This is a genomic window from Pseudovibrio sp. Ad46 (assembly GCF_001623065.1).
Lineage (GTDB): Bacteria > Pseudomonadota > Alphaproteobacteria > Rhizobiales > Stappiaceae > Pseudovibrio.
In genome coordinates this window covers 18,450-37,382 of the sequence record NZ_LMCG01000069.1, presented here as the reverse complement: position 1 = coordinate 37,382, position 18,933 = coordinate 18,450, and the positions used below count along the sequence as shown (strand labels likewise).

The 18,933-nt window shown below is 51.5% G+C and carries 6 protein-coding genes; all 6 read left to right on the top strand.

Features of this window, described 5'->3' with window-relative positions; translation table 11 throughout:
• Positions 1-7 precede the first annotated feature (7 nt).
• The 6 genes from PsAD46_RS18455 to PsAD46_RS18430 are packed head-to-tail and all read left to right on the top strand — an operon-like array spanning position 8 to position 18,931.
• Positions 8-3,115: a type I polyketide synthase gene (locus PsAD46_RS18455; protein WP_084404467.1), complete on the top strand. Its 3,108-nt coding sequence runs from the start codon at positions 8-10 to the stop codon at positions 3,113-3,115.
• On the top strand, positions 3,112-10,548 hold the full coding sequence (locus PsAD46_RS18450; protein WP_063307575.1) for a non-ribosomal peptide synthetase: 7,437 nt from the start codon (positions 3,112-3,114) through the stop codon (positions 10,546-10,548). Before PsAD46_RS18455 ends, PsAD46_RS18450 begins: the two co-directional genes overlap by 4 nt.
• Complete coding sequence (locus tag PsAD46_RS18445) at positions 10,548-11,987, top strand: amidase family protein (RefSeq protein ID WP_063307574.1); 1,440 nt, start codon at positions 10,548-10,550, stop codon at positions 11,985-11,987. The genes PsAD46_RS18450 and PsAD46_RS18445 overlap by 1 nt, the downstream gene beginning before the upstream one ends.
• Positions 11,984-13,390, top strand: coding sequence for an MATE family efflux transporter (locus PsAD46_RS18440; RefSeq protein WP_054785501.1), 1,407 nt, complete (start codon positions 11,984-11,986; stop codon positions 13,388-13,390). The genes PsAD46_RS18445 and PsAD46_RS18440 overlap by 4 nt, the downstream gene beginning before the upstream one ends.
• Positions 13,387-17,826, top strand: coding sequence for an amino acid adenylation domain-containing protein (locus PsAD46_RS18435; RefSeq protein ID WP_084404466.1), 4,440 nt, complete (start codon positions 13,387-13,389; stop codon positions 17,824-17,826). The genes PsAD46_RS18440 and PsAD46_RS18435 overlap by 4 nt, the downstream gene beginning before the upstream one ends.
• Positions 17,816-18,931 carry an efflux RND transporter periplasmic adaptor subunit gene (locus tag PsAD46_RS18430; RefSeq protein WP_057460791.1) on the top strand — a complete coding sequence of 372 codons (1,116 nt, stop codon included), beginning with the start codon at positions 17,816-17,818 and terminating at the stop codon, positions 18,929-18,931. Before PsAD46_RS18435 ends, PsAD46_RS18430 begins: the two co-directional genes overlap by 11 nt.
• Positions 18,932-18,933: the final 2 nt, after the last annotated feature.

Genomic DNA, 18,933 nt, shown 5'->3' with positions numbered 1-18,933 from the left:
AACTGACATGACTACGCAAACTAATGATCTTGGTGTCGCTGTAATTGGGATGGCTGGACGATTTCCGAAAGCCGATACGACAGCGCAACTATGGGAAAACATTAGATCTGGGCGGGAGTGTATATCCGAGTTTACAGAGGAAGAAGTGATTGCATCAGGCGTCTCACCTGAGATCGTACGACGTCCGGATTACCTACGTCGCAAGGGCGCAGTCTCTGACATTGATCGGTTCGATGCACCATTCTTCTCTATTTCTCCTCGGGAAGCTGAGTTAACCGATCCACAGCACCGTCTCATGTTGCAATGTGCTTGGAATGCGATGGAGGACGCTGGTTACGATCCCACTTCGTACCAGGGCGACATCGGTGTGTTCGCTGGGAAAAGCTTAGATTCTTATTTGATGCTCAATGTGTTGCCAACTTTCAAGAAGGTTTTTTCTTCGGGAAGTCTTCAGGCCGCAATCGGCAATGATAAAGATAGTATGACCACCCAGATCGCCTATCATCTAAATCTGACTGGGCCGGCCATCACCATTCAAACGTCTTCGTCGACTTCGCTCGTGGCAGTGTGCAGTGCTGCCCAAAGTCTGCTTACATGGCAATGTGATTTGGCACTTGCCGGTGGTGTGACGCTCGGACCACCAATTCACAACGGATATCTGGCACAAGAAGGCGGCATCACATCTCACGATGGTCATTGTCGAGCGTTTGATGCGGCCAGCTCTGGTTTCGTACCTGGTACGGGTCTTGGTCTTGTTGTGTTGAAACGACTAGATGACGCAATCCGTGACAATGACTCCATTATATCAGTAATTCGTGGCTTCGCCGTCAACAATGATGGTTCCCAGAAAGTCAGCTATACTGCACCGAGTGTCGACGCACAGGCTCGAGTTATTGCGCGTGCGCATGCAATGGCAGGTTGGACAGCGGATGAGCTGTCTTATGTCGAAGCCCACGGAACGGGTACACGCATGGGAGACCCCATTGAGGTCTCCGCTCTAACAAACGCCTTTCGCAAGACAACCGATAAGACATCGTTTTGTTGGCTAGGCTCTGTGAAGTCCAACATTGGCCATCTGGATACTGCTGCTGGCGTGACAGGGTTGATCAAAGCCTCATTGAGTATAAAGCATGGAGAAATTCCTGCTTCAGTGAACTATGCGACGCCAAACCCTGCATGTAACTTCGAAAGCTCTCCTTTTAAAGTTGTACAGGAACTTACCCCTTGGGTACCGGATAGTGGTGTGCGTCGGGCTGGCGTGACTTCGTTGGGTATGGGGGGCACAAATGCCCATGTTGTGTTGGAACAAGCGCCAGAGCGGTCTAAGTGCGAAGCCAGGCAGCTAGCGCTTCCCTATATCTTGTCAGCGCGCAGTGAAACTGCGTTGGCCAGGCAGATCGACCTTCAAGGCAAAGCTCTTTCAATACGAGATTCTGCTCAACTTCTGCCTCAAGATGCAGCTTTTACTCTGGCTGTTGGCCGTAAAGCGATGCCCTGGCGTGCAGCAGTCGTAGCCCGCTCTATCCAGGAGGCTGGCAACAAGTTCCTGACTGGAGACAGAAACGAGATTTACCTTGGTCAACCGGGACTGGTCAGCCCCTTAGCCTTTTTGTTCACGGGGCAGGGGAGTCAGTATCCGGCAATGGGTGCAGATCTTTATAAGCATGATGCTGACTACCGCGATGCATTTAACAGTGCAGCTGAAGCCATAGCCGCCGCCGAGGGGCCGGATTTGAGGAATGGGCTTTATGGTGATGAAGATGTGAGATTTAGTGGAGATCAGCTTGCGCAAACTCACCTGACCCAACCCGCGCTGTTCGCTGTGGAGTATGCACTTGCGATGGCATGGTTAGCGCGTGGCATAACACCCGGTGCATTGATTGGCCATTCATTGGGTGAGTGGGTAGCGGCGGTCGTGGCAAATGTTATGTCTTTGGAGACTGCTGCACGTCTGGTTATTGTTCGTGCGAACGCGATGGCAACTGCACCATCGGGTGCGATGCTTTCCATCCGGGCGGATGCCAGCCAGATCCAGGATAAGCTTATTGAGAACGTTGAGCTTGCAGCCGAAAACGCTCCTGGGCTTTGTGTTGTTGCTGGTCCTTCTGAAGTGATTACCGATTTTGAGCAAAAACTGGATCAACTAGGTATCCGTCATAGCAGGCTCAAAACCTCTCATGCCTTCCACTCAGCATCAATGATAGGTGCTGCAACACAGTTACGAGACGCAATGGAGGGGCAGACGCTCCATCCGCCAGTTTATCCGATTTATTCAACGGCGCTTGGTCGGCTGGCTCGGTCCGAAGAGCTAACAGATCCCACCTACTGGAGTGCGCAGGTGCTTAAGCCTGTTTTGTTCCAAAAAGCGTTGATGGCAGCTTTGGAAGGTCTGAACTGTAACATGCTGGAGGTAGGACCGGGGAACGCATTGTCTTCGATGGGAGTGCTTTGTGCGGGTACGACAATCGCTCCCATTACATCGCTTCCGCAAATCACAGAACTACAGTCTGCTTTGGATCACAATATGACGGCAATGATCCAATTGTGGACCATGGGGTATGATCTGAGTTGGGAGGTTGTTTTCAAAAATCAGAAATGTGGGCGTGTCTCACTACCTGGTTACAGTTTTGACAAGCATCGATATTGGATCGCAAGTGAAGAAGAGCAATGTGGGCACGATGGCGAGTCCACTGATTGGGATACAGATCAGGCTGCTGCCTCTACCACATTGTCAATGTCTGCTGCAAAGAGCCCAAGACCTAAGTCACTCTCAACAACTTTTGAGCCTGTGGCGTCCGAACTAGAAGCGAAAATCAGTGAAATTTTTGAGGATCTTCTAGGGATCTCCGGGATTGGTCGCACCGATGATTTCTTTGAACTTGGCGGCCATTCTCTGATGGCGTCGATGATGATAGCACGCCTTGCAGAGTTGCATGGCATCTCGCTTGATACCCAGACATTCTTCACAGCGCCAAATATTGCAGATCTGACTGCTGAACTTGAGAAACGCGGCAAGGCAGGGAGTACTTCTCTTGTTGAGAGCCTGCTTACAGACTTTGAAGTTAGTTCTGAGCTGCTGGAACACGCACAGCAGCCAGAGGAGGTCGCAAAATGACGACATCTCCTCCTCTGTCTGTCGCGGATCGCTTGGTCGCGTTGCCTAAGGATAAGCGCAAGGCTTTCTTTTTGAAGTTGCTGGAAGAAGGTGGCTCTCTTGCATCGCTTCCAGTCGCCCGTCTACATCAAGACGAAGAAGTGCAGCTGTCATTTGAGCAAGAGCGCCTTGCGATACTTGATCAGCTTGACCCAGATGCTTGTGACTATGTTCTCTACCAGGGCTTCCGAATTTCGGGCATGTTGGATGTCGACGTGCTTATCCAGGTTTTTGAAAATCTGATTCAGTGTCATTCGAGTCTACGTATACAAATTGATCTTGAAAAAGAAACACTGACGCAGCGTATTCGCCCCCACATTGGTGTGCCGCTCACAGTTCATAACTTGTCTGGTGACCAGTTCAATTTGTTGGAAAATGCGGCAGTTGGTATTGCAAGCAAGCCAATTCCGTTGGCCGAAGCTCCGCTGTTCAGGATTGACTTGCTAACGAATGATGGACCAGATCAGCTGCTTTTACTAAGGATCCATCATGTGATCGCTGATGGCCTATCATTGGCAATCCTGTTTCGACAAGCGATGACGTCATATGATGCGCTGGTCCGCGGGCAAGCTCTGGAGCCTATAAAGGCGGAGCGGGCTAGCCTTGTTGATTTCGCGAACTGGCAGCGTAGCTGGTCTGATGGAATGCGCGCCTCGACCTTTGCCACTAACTGTGCAGAGGCTTTCCATAGCGCACCTGTGCAATCCATGTTGCCACCAGATCAACCCGCACCTACGGGATCAATAACCACGCAGAAAGGGCGACGTCTTCGGCGTCTAATCGATCCAAGTCTGACGCAAAAGATTGAGGCAACAAGCCGAAGTGCGAAGACGGGCATGCACGCCGTTTTTCTTGCAGCACACGCTCTCACACTGCGTGCCTTCACCGGGCAGGACAGGATTATCGTGGGGTCGCCAGCCACTGGTCGCTTGCGTCCAGAAGTTGAGGAAACAGTAGGTTTTTTTGCAACCACCACGCTTTTGGATGTGGATTTGGCAGAAGCTGAGACTTTTGCAGATGCTCTTGGTCAAGCGGCAAAGAGCATCCATAACTCTGACACGTTCAAGTCGCTTCCGATGGAGATTCTTCGGGAGAAGCTAGTTGTTGACGGACAACTTGACGGCAATGTGCCGTTTCAGACTTTCTTGATTTCTCATGCGACGGCAAAGCAGAGTAAGTTTCGGATTGCCGACCAAGATTGGGAGATGATTGACCTTCACAATGGTAGTTGCAAGTTCGACCTGACCCTCGAGTTAATACCATCGGAGGGAGGGTATGAGGTAACGGCTGAGTTTGATGTAACACGATATTCTACGTATCTAATCGAACTTTACTTCGACACCTTCCTGGAAATGCTCAAGCAGATTGCGCATGAGTCGGATGTAACTTTAGAAGCTGTCTCAACCCCTATCGAAGACAAGACCCAAGCTCTCCTTACAAGATTGAACAAGACCACCGCACCCCGCAGTGATGCTGATTTGGTTCTTGCACGATTTGAGGACTCTGTTCGTCAATTTTCAATGGACGTGGCGATTGCATCTCCACATGAGACCTGGAGTTACTGCGACCTTGATGAGGCAAGTCGGCGGTTTGCAGAAAATCTGCGGAAGCGCGGTATCGGCACTGGCGATCTTGTTGCTGTGGAACTGGACCGCGAACCATTATTGATCGCAGCAATGCTTGGCATCTGGCGGTTGGGTGCGGTCTACTTACCCCTTGACCCGTATAACTTGCCGGAGCGCACAGACATTGTTTTGAACCTTGCTAAGCCATCGCTGATTGTCAGTCGCAAAGCGCATGCATCGTTCAATGTCGCTGATCCACACGAGTTGACCTTGAGCACGGTTGAAACAGCTGAAGTGGATGAACTGCCGAGCGCCTCAGATACCGCTTACGTAATCTTTACGTCTGGCAGCACTGGAACGCCTAAAGGCGTCTGCATACGCCATGGCAACCTTGCTAACTTCCTGTCCTCAATGGCTCATCAACCGGGCTTGACGTCAAAGGACCGCCTTTTGTCCGTCACGACCCCAAGTTTTGATATTTCCCTTTTGGAGTTCCTATTGCCGTTATGTGTTGGTGCATGCGTTGAAATGGCTCCTCAGGATATTGTTAGTGATGTTTTTGAGTTACGGGCATTTATTGAGCAATGCCGCCCTACGGTGATGCAAGCAACGCCGTCTCTTTGGCAGATGTTGGTAACAAGCGGATGGCGTGCTGACAGTACACTGCGTATCTTGGTCGGTGGAGAACCATTGCCATTGTCTTTGGCGCAGGCGCTGACGAGCACAGGTGCCGAATGCTGGAACATGTATGGCCCGACTGAAACAACAATTTGGTCGTTGTGCTGCAAAGTAGAACCGTCTGACACGAGTATCTCAATTGGTGCGCCCATCGATAATACGAGTATTCGCATCATCGATGATCTGGGACGACAAGTACCTATTGGAGTGACTGGAGAGCTTTGGATTGGAGGAGCCGGGCTTGCGGCAGGCTATAAAGATCGCCCAGACCTGACAGACAAACAGTTTGTGAGTTGCGGTGAACCAGCCGCTAGGTGGTATAAAACCGGTGATCGGGTGTGCCTGACATGGGATGGCCACATTGTATTTAAGGGACGCCAGGACAATCAACTTAAGATCCGCGGGCATCGGGTTGAGCTAGGGGATATTGAAACCAGCCTGATCGCGCATCCTGAAGTGTCGTTTGCTGTTATAAGGCCGCAAGAGGTAGACAGTGGCAATGTCCGATTGACTGCCTTTATCGAACCCGTAATCGGCACGGACACAGCCGATCTTCATCCTCGTCTGGTCCAATATACAACTGAGCATCTGCCCGATTACATGCGCCCGGCGCGTTGGAGATTTGTCGAAGCATTCCCTAAGAACTCAGCTGGCAAAATCGACCGAGCCGCGCTGGATGGACAAGAACTTGCTTCAGCAAATGTTGCGACCACAACGCAAGCACCAGAAACTGGAACTGAACTGTCCCTTGCTGCGATTTTGCAGCACTTGCTTTCATTAAAGACCCTTGATCGGCATGCGGATTTTTTTGCCATTGGTGGGCACTCTCTTTTGGCAGTCGAGTATCTTGTCCAAGTGCGCGCAGCATTGGGAGTGAAAGTTCTTCTCAAGGATCTACTCAGGAACCCAACTATTGCGTCTTTGGCATCACATATCGATGAAGGCCAAGCAGCTGGTGACTTGGCCCAGATCCAAATAGAGCATACGGATTATGGTTCTTTACGTCATATAAGTCAGCCGGATATCGATTTTCCGCTCACCGATGTTCAGCGTGCATACTGGTCTGGGCGTCAGCTTGGTGCCAATGGAGCTAAAGTTTCCTCGTTTGTTTATCAGGAGTTTGAGAGCCGGTCGGTGGATCTCAAACAGTTAGAAAATGCTTGGAACAGGTTGATCAAGCGTCAGGATATGTTGCGGGCAATCGTCACCCAAGATGGTCAACAACGGATTTTGTCGGATGTTTCGCATTACCCTATTCCAGTTGAAGATCTGAGCACCACACTAGTCGAGGTGCGAGAAGAAAAGCTGCAGCACAAGCGTGCCCGTTTGCGGCGGGGATGCGAGACGATTGATACTTGGCCTCTTTTCTCACTGGAAGCGACGGTGTTGCCTGATGGCATGGTGCGATTGCATTTCGGGATAGATCTTTTGATCGCTGATGCTGCGAGTTTGAGCATTATCGCTGAGGAGTTGATACTGCTTTACGAAGAGCAAGATGTGAAGCTGACGCCACTACCATTTTCTTTTAAAGATCATGTGCTGGCTTCACAACACGCGGTCAAGAAGCAAGATCTAGCTGCTGCGGAGTGTTGGTGGGATGCCTCTATTGCGACCTTCCCGGCAGGTCCAGAGTTGCCTACACGCGATGACCAATTGGCTCTTCAAAGCACCACGTTTCGTCGTCGAAGTCACTGCCTCAATGGAAAAAACTGGGCTGCCCTTCGCAGCTCTGCTCAACGTATAGGTGTAAGTGCAACCAGTCTCCTGCTGTCGGCCTTCTCGCATGTTCTGGGAAGGTGGAGCCGCACGCCTGAGTTTGCACTAAATCTCACTGTGTTCAATCGGCCGCGAGTCAAAGGGGCAGATACACTGATCGGTGACTTCACCGACATCCTTTTGCTTCCGGTAGATTTGAAGACAGTTACCAGTGTCAGATCGGCGGCTTTACAAATTCAAGACAGGCTCTGGGAGGCCCTTGACCACGCAGCCCTGTCTGGTGTGCGCGTCACGGAGAAACTCATCCGTGCAGGACGGCTCAGAGCCCCTTTGCCTGTTGTATTCACCAGTTTGCTTGACCAGCCGAAACAAGACACGAATGCGGCGATATCTGCATTGGGTATTGAGACTGTCTACACTATCAGTCAGACCCCGCAGGTTTGGCTTGATCATCAGGTTATGGAGCAAGACGGGTGTCTTTATCTAAACTGGGATGCGGTTGAGGAGTTATTTGACGCGCGCATTCTGGATGAGATGTTTGCATCCTATGTTGCGCTTCTTGAAGGATTAGCGCTGGACCCGACCTTGCTGGAAGCGGCTGATTTACCGCGGTTGCCTGCGGTTGCGTTGCCGGTGGCCGAGAGTGCTCTCCCAGTTGCAAGCCTACATGATGGGCTGGCGCGATATGCGGTTGAGACGCCAGAGGCAGTGGCTATCTGGCAGGCGGATGCAAAGGGTGGCTGCGCATTTGAGGTCAGTTATGATCAGTTGCATCGGGCGGCGAACAAGGTGGCCACGGTTTTGCGTGCAGGTGGTCTTGCGCGGGAAGAGTTTGTGGCCATCATCATGGACAAAGGGTGGGAGCAGAGTGCTGCAGCACATGGCATTTTGCGCGCTGGCGGAGCCTATCTTCCCATCGATCCTGAGGTGCCACCGCAGCGTCGTGCTGAGTTGCTCGCAGCGGCTGGTGTGCGCCAGATTCTCACACAGCCCTGGCATCTGGGTTCTCTGCAACGCGACTTGGCAAACCGACCAGGGGTGGTGGAGACGCCAGTATTACAGGCGCTCGACATAAGTTGGCAATGCCATGATGCTCCCTTCGCAGAGGTGGTGGCCACGCCTGATCAGACAGCTTATGTGATCTTCACCTCCGGTTCGACAGGCTCGCCCAAAGGTGTCGTGATCGCACACCAGGCTGTCATGAACACCATTGAAGATATTTGCGTGCGACGCTGCCTGACGGCAAATGATGGTGTGTTCGGCCTGTCATCACTCAGCTTCGATCTCTCCGTGTTCGATCTGTTCGGCACGAGCGCGCGGGGTGCACGCCTTGTGCTGCCGCATCCCGATGGTTTGAAGGATCCACGCCACTGGGGTCGTGTTCTGCGTGCTGCGGGTGTGACAGTCTGGAACTCGGTTCCGGCTTTGTTGCGCATGCTGGTTGCACACGAGCAAGACAGTGAAGCGGCTTTCCCAGAGCTGCGCGTTGCGATGCTGAGCGGCGATTGGATTCCGCTCTCACTGCCCGAGCAAGCTTGGCAGAGCCTTAATTCTGATCTGCAAATTATCTCGCTGGGTGGGGCGACAGAAGCCTCGATTTGGTCGATTGAATATCCGATTGAGACAGTGGATCCAACCTGGCAGAGCATTCCTTACGGGACTGGGCTGACCAACCAGCCAATGCGTGTTGTTGGTCACCGGCTGGACGAGTGCCCAACCGGTGTGATTGGTGAAATCGTGATCGCAGGTGTTGGACTAGCCAAGGGGTATCTCGGGCGTCCGGATTTGACCGAGCAGAGCTTTGTCACTCACGCTGATACTGGTGAGCGGCTCTACAAAACCGGTGATCTTGGCCGCTATACAGAAACGGGTCTTATCGAGTTCCTTGGCCGCAAAGATACCCAGGTCAAAGTCAACGGATACAGAATTGAACTGGGGGAAATCGAAACAATCCTCGAAAGGCATGAAAAAATCCGACATGCCAAAGCGATGGTACGGGACACAGGGGAGGGCGTAAGCCTGGTTGCCTTTGTGGAAACCGACGAAGATACTTCTACTCATAAGGTAGATCCGACGATCACAACTGATCCTGGTGCACGGCTTGCCTTCAAACTTGAACAACGCGGTATCCGTCGGCTCAAGGGTGAACGTCATGCCTTTGGTGTTCCTGAGGACACTGACACACGTTTTGTGCGGCGGAGAAGTTGTCGCAACTACGCAGATCAAATAGTCACGAAAGAACAACTGGGCGAAGTTCTTCGCTCGCTATCACAACGCCATTTCGACCGTCTGCCCTTTCCGAAGTATCGATATGGTTCAGCAGGTGGATTGTACCCGGTTCAAACCTATGTGGGTGTCCATTCTGGCAAAATCCAGGATGTGCCTGCAGGTCTTTACTACCATGATCCTAGGACCAATGAGCTGGTTGCCACGGGTGAACGATCAAGTGGCATTGTGGCAGGTCAGGCTGGACCAAATGTCTCGCTTATTGAGAGTGCATCGTTTGCTCTTTATTTTGTCTGCGACAAGTCGGCTATCGAACCTCTTTACGGTAAGGACCTGGGGGTGATGTTTGCCGCGATGGAGGTTGGTGCTATGTGCCAGCTTCTGGAAGACCAAGCTGCTGATCTTGAGTTAGGGTTCTGCCAGTTGGGCGCAATGAACGACCGAGATCTTCGTCGCGCACTGGATCTTGGGGATGGCTACATGCCCTTGCATTGTATCGTCGGTGGCTTTGTTCCAGCAGACCAACATGACGAGGAAGCGCTGATCCGGGATTTCTCCAGTTATGAGAAGCAACCGAAATCGGATGTAGCGGATCAGGACTTTGGCACCGAGTTGGCGGAGTTTCTGAAAGACAGACTCCCAAATTATATGGTTCCACAACGGGTTGTCTCATGCCGACGGATGCCATTGACTTCAAACGGCAAGGTCGACAACAAGGTCTTGATAGACCTGCTTGAAGATGAGCAGCCTTCCAAGGAAGGCACTTCTGCTGCGCGCGAGAAAGCGACACAAGAACCGGCACGGCATCAAGGTATAATCAAAAACGCTAATGATGCCGACGTCGAAGTGTTGGAAACCAAAGTTATTGGGTGGTGGACTGAGGCACTTGGTGGTCGGAATCTAAGATCTCAAGACAGCTTCTTTGATGCTGGCGGCACATCCCTTGAGCTAGTGCGGGTGCACCGGCTGATGGAGCAAGAGCTTGGGGCTGAAATTCCAATTGTAGACTTGTTCCGCTTAACGACGCCGCATGAGACGGCACTCTATCTGGCGGATTTGCAGTCGCGCTCTGCAGAGGCTGAACAGCTTGTTCAGAAAAGCGCAGAAACACATCAGTCTGTAAGACCTGAGAACCCAGCAAAAGCGAGCCGCTCGGCATTGTTGACGCGGCGTCATAATATGTCATCTGCACAGATGGAGGACGCGTAATGACATCGTCCAACATCTGGCAGTTGATGGAAGAACTTCGTCAAGGGCGGACCACGTCTCTTGAACTTGTTGAAACCTATGTACAGAACATTTCTGCGGCGAACTCAAAGCTCAATGCTATCAGCCAGTTGCGTCTCGATGAGGCGCGCAGAGAGGCAGAAGCAAGTGATGCCGCCCGAGCAAGGGGGCAGGCTCTAGGTGCTCTCGCTGGTATTCCTTGCACGGTAAAGGAGGCCTTTCACGTCGCCGGGCTTCGCAGTACGGCGGGTGCTAAGCACCTGGAAGATAACCTGGTGGAAGAAGACGCACCTGTGGTGGCAAAACTCAAGCACGCGGGGGCGATTGTGCTTGGGAAGACCAATATTCCAGCAATGACAGCTGATTGGCAGACTTATAACGACATCTTTGGCATTACTCGCAATCCGTGGAACATGGACTGTACAGCTGGTGGGTCATCAGGTGGATCTGCGGTGGCTGTTGCAAGCAATATGACCGCATTCGACATCGGTAGTGACTTATGTGGTTGTCTGCGAATTCCTGCGCATTTCTGTGGAGTTTATGCGCATCGTCCTAGCTATGGTCTCACATCAGTGCGGGGGCATATACCGGGTGATCCTGCCTCAGTCGTTGAACCTGATCTATGCGTATCCGGTCCTTTGGCGCGATCAGCACGGGACCTGACCTTGATCATGCAGGTGATGTTAGACCCCTGGATTGAGGCTCCTGAGTTCAAACCGGCAGTCGATCGTGAGCGCCCCTTACGAGTGTTGGTTTGGTTAGAGGCGCCGGCGCACAAGACCGACAGCGTCATGCGAGAGCACATAAAAGAGATGCTGGGGCGTATTGAGCCAACCGCGCATGTTGAACTGGTCTACGGAGCTCCGGCGGAGTTCGATCTTGATGAAATCATTGATCTTACCATGGTTTTGACTGGCCGCCTGATGTCTACGGCGAGTTCCCCCATTGGGCGTATGGCATCAGCAGTAAATGCACTTGGATTAAAGCTTTTCAACTCGAAGGACAAGCGGGCTGACTATGCTTGGTCGATTGCCAAAGGGCAGATTGGGGCTGATCGCGTTGATCGGGATCGTGCCGAGGTGAACGAGCGGGTGAATGCCTTCTTTGACCGGTTCGATCTTTTGGTGATGCCGGTGGCACCCGTCTGTGCATTCGAACACGATTTTAGACCATCCAACAAGCGCACGTTTGACGTTGATGGGCGGCCCATCGCCTACAATGAGCTCATGGTTTGGAATGCACTTGCGAGCGTTTTCGGGCTGCCGTCAACTATTATCCCTTTAGGGACAGGAGACAATGGACTTCCCGTTGGCATTCAAGCCATCGCCAAGCGCTTTAACGACATTACAAGCCTGGATTTTGCTGAACGCGTAGAGGCCGTATTGCCAGCGAGCCCTGCCCCAAAGGAGTTTTTGCTATGAGTACTGCGCAATCAGAGAACATTGTCTCTCAGAGTGTTGATGGCGTGTACGAGGGGCCGCTTTTGCCCGTCATCATTCAGATGTCCGTTCCGATTGTGATCGGATTTCTAATCCAGGTCTTCTACAACATTGCGGATACGGTCTGGATCAGCATGATTGATCCATCAAACCCTGCGATTATTGCTGGGGTTGGCCTGGTCTTTCCGTTGGGAATGATATTGTTTGCGATCGGCAACGGTTTGCAAGTTGCGATGGGCTCTGTTTTATCTCGCGCGATTGGTGCACGTGAGGATGCTGCCACGCAGGAGCTCTTTGCAGTTGGCCTTTTACAAGCCTTGCTCATAGGTGCTCTCGTTCTGGCCCTTGCTTTGATTTTCGGAGAGCAACTGCTCGCCTTACTCGGCGCATCGGGAGAACTGGAAACCTACGCTCTAGAGTTTTTCATTTATTCATTGCCAGGCGTGGTACCAATCGTTCTGATTGGTACTTTGATGGGTATGCTACAGGGCCAGGGCCGCATGACGGCCATGATGCAGGCTGTCTTGATTGGATCGGTCGTCAACATCGTGCTCGATCCGGTGTTAATTTTCGTGTTCGACATGGGCGTAAAAGGTGCGGCACTTGCAACTGTGATCGCCCAGTTCATTGTAATGGCAAAACTGCTTTTGACGCTCGCGATGGAACCTGGTGAGCTGCGCCTGAAGCTGATCCCCGTAAAAGGAGGCTTTAGTCTTTCAAAGAGACTGTCGACCATCGGATCTGCTCAAATGTGGATCCAGATCATCATCGCTGGCAGCGTCTTGATCTATAATCGGTTTGTGATCGATGTCGATCCCATGGCGATGGCGGCATTCACACTTGTTGGTCGACTGGACTTCCTCATTATGATCCCGATGTTCGGGATATCCACGGCCTTGCTGACAATTGCTGGTCAGAACTGGGGACGCAAGAATTACGACCGTGCGTTTGCTGTGCTCCGTATTGCGACGATTTTGGCGTTCGTGTGTGTTCTGGTTTTGGCACTGCTTCATATCCTGATTGCGCCCCTGATCTATCCGCTGTTTTCTCAGGTGCCGGAGGTTGTCAATTACGCAGTCCTGCAAGTGCGCATCATGGAGCTTTCGCTGCCCTTCATTGCGATTAGCCTTTGCGTTGCCGAGTTCCATCAGGCCATTGGCAAGCCTGCACCTGCTTTGATGCTGACGATTATCCGGCATTTTATCCTGTCGGTACCAGTCGTTTATGTGCTCATTTATATGCAGCAGATGGGGATTATGGGGGTTTACTTCGGAGCAATGTCGGGGACCTTCTTCGCTGCTGCGGTCGCCTATTACATGCGGTTTCGATTGGTCAGTGCTTACAGCAATGAAACCTCGATTCCAGCAATGGGGGATGCCTCATGACACATGCATCTCTCAGCCATGGGCAGCGGCGGGCTTTGGTGTCGCAAGAACTTCACCCAGACTCTGCCGTTAGTAACATTGGCGGTATCGTGCGCATTCATGGGCCTGTGGATGTGGCAAGACTTGAACAGTCAATCGAGGCAGCGCAGTCGGAGTTCGAGGCTTTTAGATTGTCCATTGAGGTCGAGGAACGAGACACTTTTCAAAAGCTGAATACTAGTCCGACTGGTGTGATCCAAACGGTAGATTTGTCTAACTTGTCGCTGTCGAAGGACGATACTTTCGATGCATGGGCCGAGGCAGAATTTCGCACGCCCTTGAAGGAGGGCGAGTATCACCATTTTTGCGTGTTCAAAACAAAGGATGGTGGGGGGTATGTCGTGCGAATGCACCATGTCTTCACAGACGGTTGGGCGATGTCCTTACTGACATCATTCATCGAGCGGGCATACCAATCCGAAACGCCGAAAGACTATCGAGAGAACGGTCCATCTTATCTATCTGTTCTGGAACGTCGCACGGACTACTTTTCATCCGACCGATGTGCTCGTGACAAAGAATATTGGTCAGGCAGGTTAGCTCAGCACAAACAGTCTTTACCGGTTTCAGCGGGCGCAATTGGCGGCCAAGGAGTACGCACTGTTTTCACGTTAAGTGACGCACAATCAGAGTGCTTCAGATCGTGTGCTAGTCGGCTAGATTTGTCCTTGAACCAACTCCTGCTTCTTCTACATGCAGTTTACCTCGGCCACCGTGACGGTGCAAATACCGGAGTGATAGGGTGTCCCCTGATGGATCGGCGTAGTCGAAGCGAACGCCAAACCTTCGGGATGATGACAACGCACATTCCGTTCACTTGGACTTTGGATCCAAGTGAGAGTTTTGAAGAGCTGGCAAAACGGATCAAACTTGATTTCGGGAATGCTATCCGTCATGGCCAGATGCCTCCCGAATGTATGCAGGATTCTATTCCGGTAGATAAACGCCATACGGGTCCGTTGTTTGATAGCTGCATCAATTATTACGCTTTTGGACACAACGCAGACTTCGCTGGCTTCCCGCAATCTGTCGAAGATTTCTATACTGGCTGCCAGACATTTCGCTATCAGATTGTCCTGCGTGAGAATCGAGATACTGATGTCATTCAACTGGTTTACGACGATGCGCCGGCGCAGGAGACACGTGCTGAGATCAAAGCACTACATGCTGGTCTCATGTCCCTTGCCGAGCAGGCTAACGACAATCCGGGTATGACGCTATCTTCGGCAAGGGTCCTATCAGCCGAGCAACTTGCGGCACGCAGGCAGTTGATGACTGGACCGAGTCGACACTTTTCACCCACAGCAGATGTTGTAGAAGCGCTACGCCATTTTGCCCGAACAACACCGGATGCGATTGCACTAAGGACCGATAAAGATGTGATTTCGTATCGGCAACTCGAACAGCATGTTGAAGCGATCGTACAGGATTTACATGACGCGGGTCTTGGTGAAGGTGCAACCGTTGGAATCCTTGTGCAACGAAGTCCACATACCGTTGCGGCACTTCTTGCGGTTTTGTGGCTCGGCGGTCGTTTTGTGCCTTTGAACCATGCATTTCCAATAGACCGTCTTGGTCATATGTGCGCGAAAGCAAAAGTTGACGCCATCTTACACGATCCCGGCGGTGCGACACTCGCCTTGAAACTTACAGACATCTGCATCCCTGCAGGTCTTAATAGACTTAAAGCCCGAAGCAACCCGGTGCCATCACCGGTGAGAGGGAAATCGGCCTATGTCTTGTTTACTTCTGGCTCGACGGGGTTGCCTAAGGGAGTGGAAATCAGCCGAGATAATCTTGATAACTATCTCCAGTTTTCATCGAGTGCTTATTATACAGCTGACGATTGCTCCGCCTTTTACACGCCCATCACATTTGATCTCACAATCACGGCTGTACTGTCACCGATCTCGGCGGGAGCGAGTATTCGGATATACGATGAAACGTTATCGGTCGCTGACATTTTTGAAGATATTGTTTCTGAGGCCCGTGTCACCACGCTCAAAATCACACCGTCACACCTCAAGATTTTGACGATGATCGAAGAGGGGCAATCGGCTTTGCGTCGGCTTGTCGTTGGGGGAGAAGACCTACGACAAAGTTTAGCGTCGCGTTGTGTAGATCGGTTTCCCAATAGTATCATTTACAATGAGTATGGACCAACAGAAGCAACAGTCGGCTGCATGATCTCGGTGTTTGACCCTAAAGGCCAGACAGAAAGCGTTCCGATAGGCGCACCGATCGATAACATGCAAGTGCACATCCGAACACCCTGGGGCAGTGATGCACCAGTAGGTGCGATTGGTGAAATAGTACTAGAGGGAGCATCCGTAGCACTTGGCTATGTTGACGAGCCAGAACTCACATCCGCAAAGTTCTCACAAGCAGATCATATGCGCGGTGCAAGAATGTATCGTACTGGTGATTTAGCCAAATTTCATGCAGAAGAGTCGTTGGTATACCTTGGCAGGCGCGACCGTCAGATCAAGTTACTTGGAAACCGGATTGAGTTAGACGAAGTTGAAACTGCAGCATCCAATTGCCCAGGAGTAACACAGGCTGCGACAGTTGTTTTGCTCGATCATAACGGTGAGCCGAATGCTCTTGCAGTGGCCTTTACACCGTCCAGCATTGAGATCGAAACCGTGCGGGCATGTCTTGAGGCAGCATTGCCCAGCCAGATGATACCACATGTGTTTGTGGGATTAGACTGTCTGCCACTCACGAAAAATGGGAAGGTGGATACAGAGCGGTTAGCGAAGGAACTGGCTCCAAATGTACAAAGCACGTCTTCGATGGAAGAAAGCGAACTTCAAGTTCAAGTTCGTGAAGCCATTGAAGAGATCTTGAATGTGAAAGGCATCGGAGCTGACGAGAACCTATTCTTGTACGGTTTGGATTCCATCAAGAGCTTGCGTATTGCCGCGAAGCTGCAACCCTTTGGCATGACATCACCTGATATCCTGAAACTGGCGTCATTGCGTGGCATAGCTGTGAAGTGCTGCAGTCAGGCTCAGGTTGTAGATGACATTCCCCTGGGATCTTTGCCTCTTCGTTTGACGCCAGCCGCACAATGGTTCCTCAGTTGGAATGCACCGCGTTTGGACCGATATGCACAGTTCGCTATTGTGAATCTGAAAGAGCCTACGTCAATGGAAAGGGTCGCTGGAGCTGTCGCTAAACTCACCGAGAACCATGAAGCTCTGCGGCAGATTATTGATCAGCCAAGTGATCAGGTAGGTCATAAGTTCCGGGCCACTTCCAATGTCCCGATTGTCGCGCTGGGAGAAGATCAAACACTTGAAAATGCAGTGGCGGCTGTCACCAGCAGCATCGATCTGGCCTCAGGGTGTTTGGTTGCCCTAGGCTCCTACGGAGCAACTAGCACACGCTTTCTCCTCGCAGTTCACCATCTTGCCGTCGACGCCTATTCTTGGCTCCTGTTGTTGCAAGAGTTGGATGCGATATTGAGCGGTACGGTTGCAAGCTCCGTTCCAAGTATGAGCGGTGAAGCATCCAATCGCGGTGCTTATCTTGAGAAGGTTGCGCGTGATTTACCACGTGCTCAAATTGAGGATTGGCATCGACTTGTAAGCGCTACTGGTCCGGCGTTTCAAAAGCAAATCAGCTGTCCATCTGAACAGCCCTTTACTCAAATGTCACGCAAGATCGCACTGAATGGAGTTGCGCTGGAAGGGCTTGCGCGAGATCTCTTTGGACTTAACGCAGAGACCTTGACGATTTCGGTTATTCTGAAAGCACTGTCTCATTGGACTACAACAGCATCATGTCAAATTGAACTGGAACGTACAGGTCGTACTGAGATTGCTGGTGTTCCATCCAATCTGAACGAAGTTGGCTGGTTCTCAGCGCTCTTCCCAATCGCGCCGCCCTCCTTCATGGGATCATGGGACCAGTGTTTTAGGGATGTCATCTCGCATTTGGCTGAGCTTCCGACGGCCCCAGAGCTCTTCGGTGCGTTGCAACAACTTATGCCGGAGAAGTTTAAATACCATCCGCAAGTTCGCCTCAACCCTCTTGGATCGTCTGTTGGTGTCGACTTAGAAAAGCTGACTGTTGATGCGAGGGACTGTGGTTTGCACAATGGAACAGGTATGCACAGTCAATGTGCTGCTGAGCTGGATGTTGCCTGGACATCCACTGAAGTTCTACTGCACTTGCGTGCGGATCCATTTGAAATATCTATTGAAAATCAGGAGCTTATACTTGAGCGTGTGGTCAGTGCGTTCAAAGAAGTTCATTTACATATTTCGCAACGGGGTGGGCGCGAAGCAAATATCTTAGACTTTGATGCCGTTGATCTGTCCGAAGATGAACTCGTGCTCTTGTTAGATGCAGCCTCAGAATTACGCGAGGTGGAGCGGAATGAAGCATGATATCGAAACACTGGCAAAACTGAAGATCGAACGCCATGAGCCACCGATCGAGGTGAAGGCCAAGAAACAAGCTTCTATTCTTCGAGATCTGATTATTTTCCTCATTGGGACTGTATCTGGGGCTGCAGGTCTGAGTTACATGGAAAGTGGTTTTGATCTTGAAAGCGCGTTCTTTCAGCCCTTGGCGGTAGTGCCTGATACCGGATCGCAACCAACTAAAAATCAAGAAGCCAATGCAAAAGATGTTTCGGAGGAGCTTGCACCTTCTGCTGCAACGAAGGCTGCTGCATTTGTTCCTACGTCGGCCGCTTTAGAAGCGACCGGGTATGTTCGTGCACCGCGACGCATTCAGGCAGTGCCACAGATAGGCGGCAAGGTTGAAGCCGTTTTTTTTGACATTGGCGAACACGTGGAAAAAGGCGACATCCTCGCTAGCTTAGACGACGAGTACGCTCAGATTGCGCATGATCAGGCCAAGTTAACGCTGAAGCGCGAACAAGCTGTCTTGTCCGAAACCAAACTGTCTTTGGAGCTGGCGGAAGCACAGCTGGAACGTAACCGCTTGCTGTCAAACAAAGGGCTACTCACATCGCGCACTCTGCAGGAGAGTGAGGTGGAAGTTGCTATTCTCAATACTCGGTTTCTAGCGCAGCAACAAGCGACCAAACTGGCTGATGCCAATCTTCGTTTGAAGGCATTAGACCTGAAGAAACACCTTGTTCGCGCAGCATTTTCTGGTGTCATTGTTGAACGCTTTGCAAGCCCAGGTGATTACGTATCCCCTACATCAAGTGCGACACAATCTGGTTCCAACCAAGGATTGGCAACCCTAGTGGATACCTCCAGTATCGATGCAGTGGTCGACGTATCTGAAAAACTCGTCTCACAAATCCAGCCAGGACAATCAGTTCTCGTGTCGGGAAATGGCGCTGATATTCCAGATATGCCGGGCCGTGTCAGCAAAGTCATTCCGATGGTCGACCGCGGACGGGCCACGGTCAAGATACTCATCAAACTGGATGAGTATGATGCTCGGTTTTTGGCCGATATGGGCGTCCGGGTTCGCTTTTTCTCATCCACCAATATATCTAATCAAGGACATTGAAC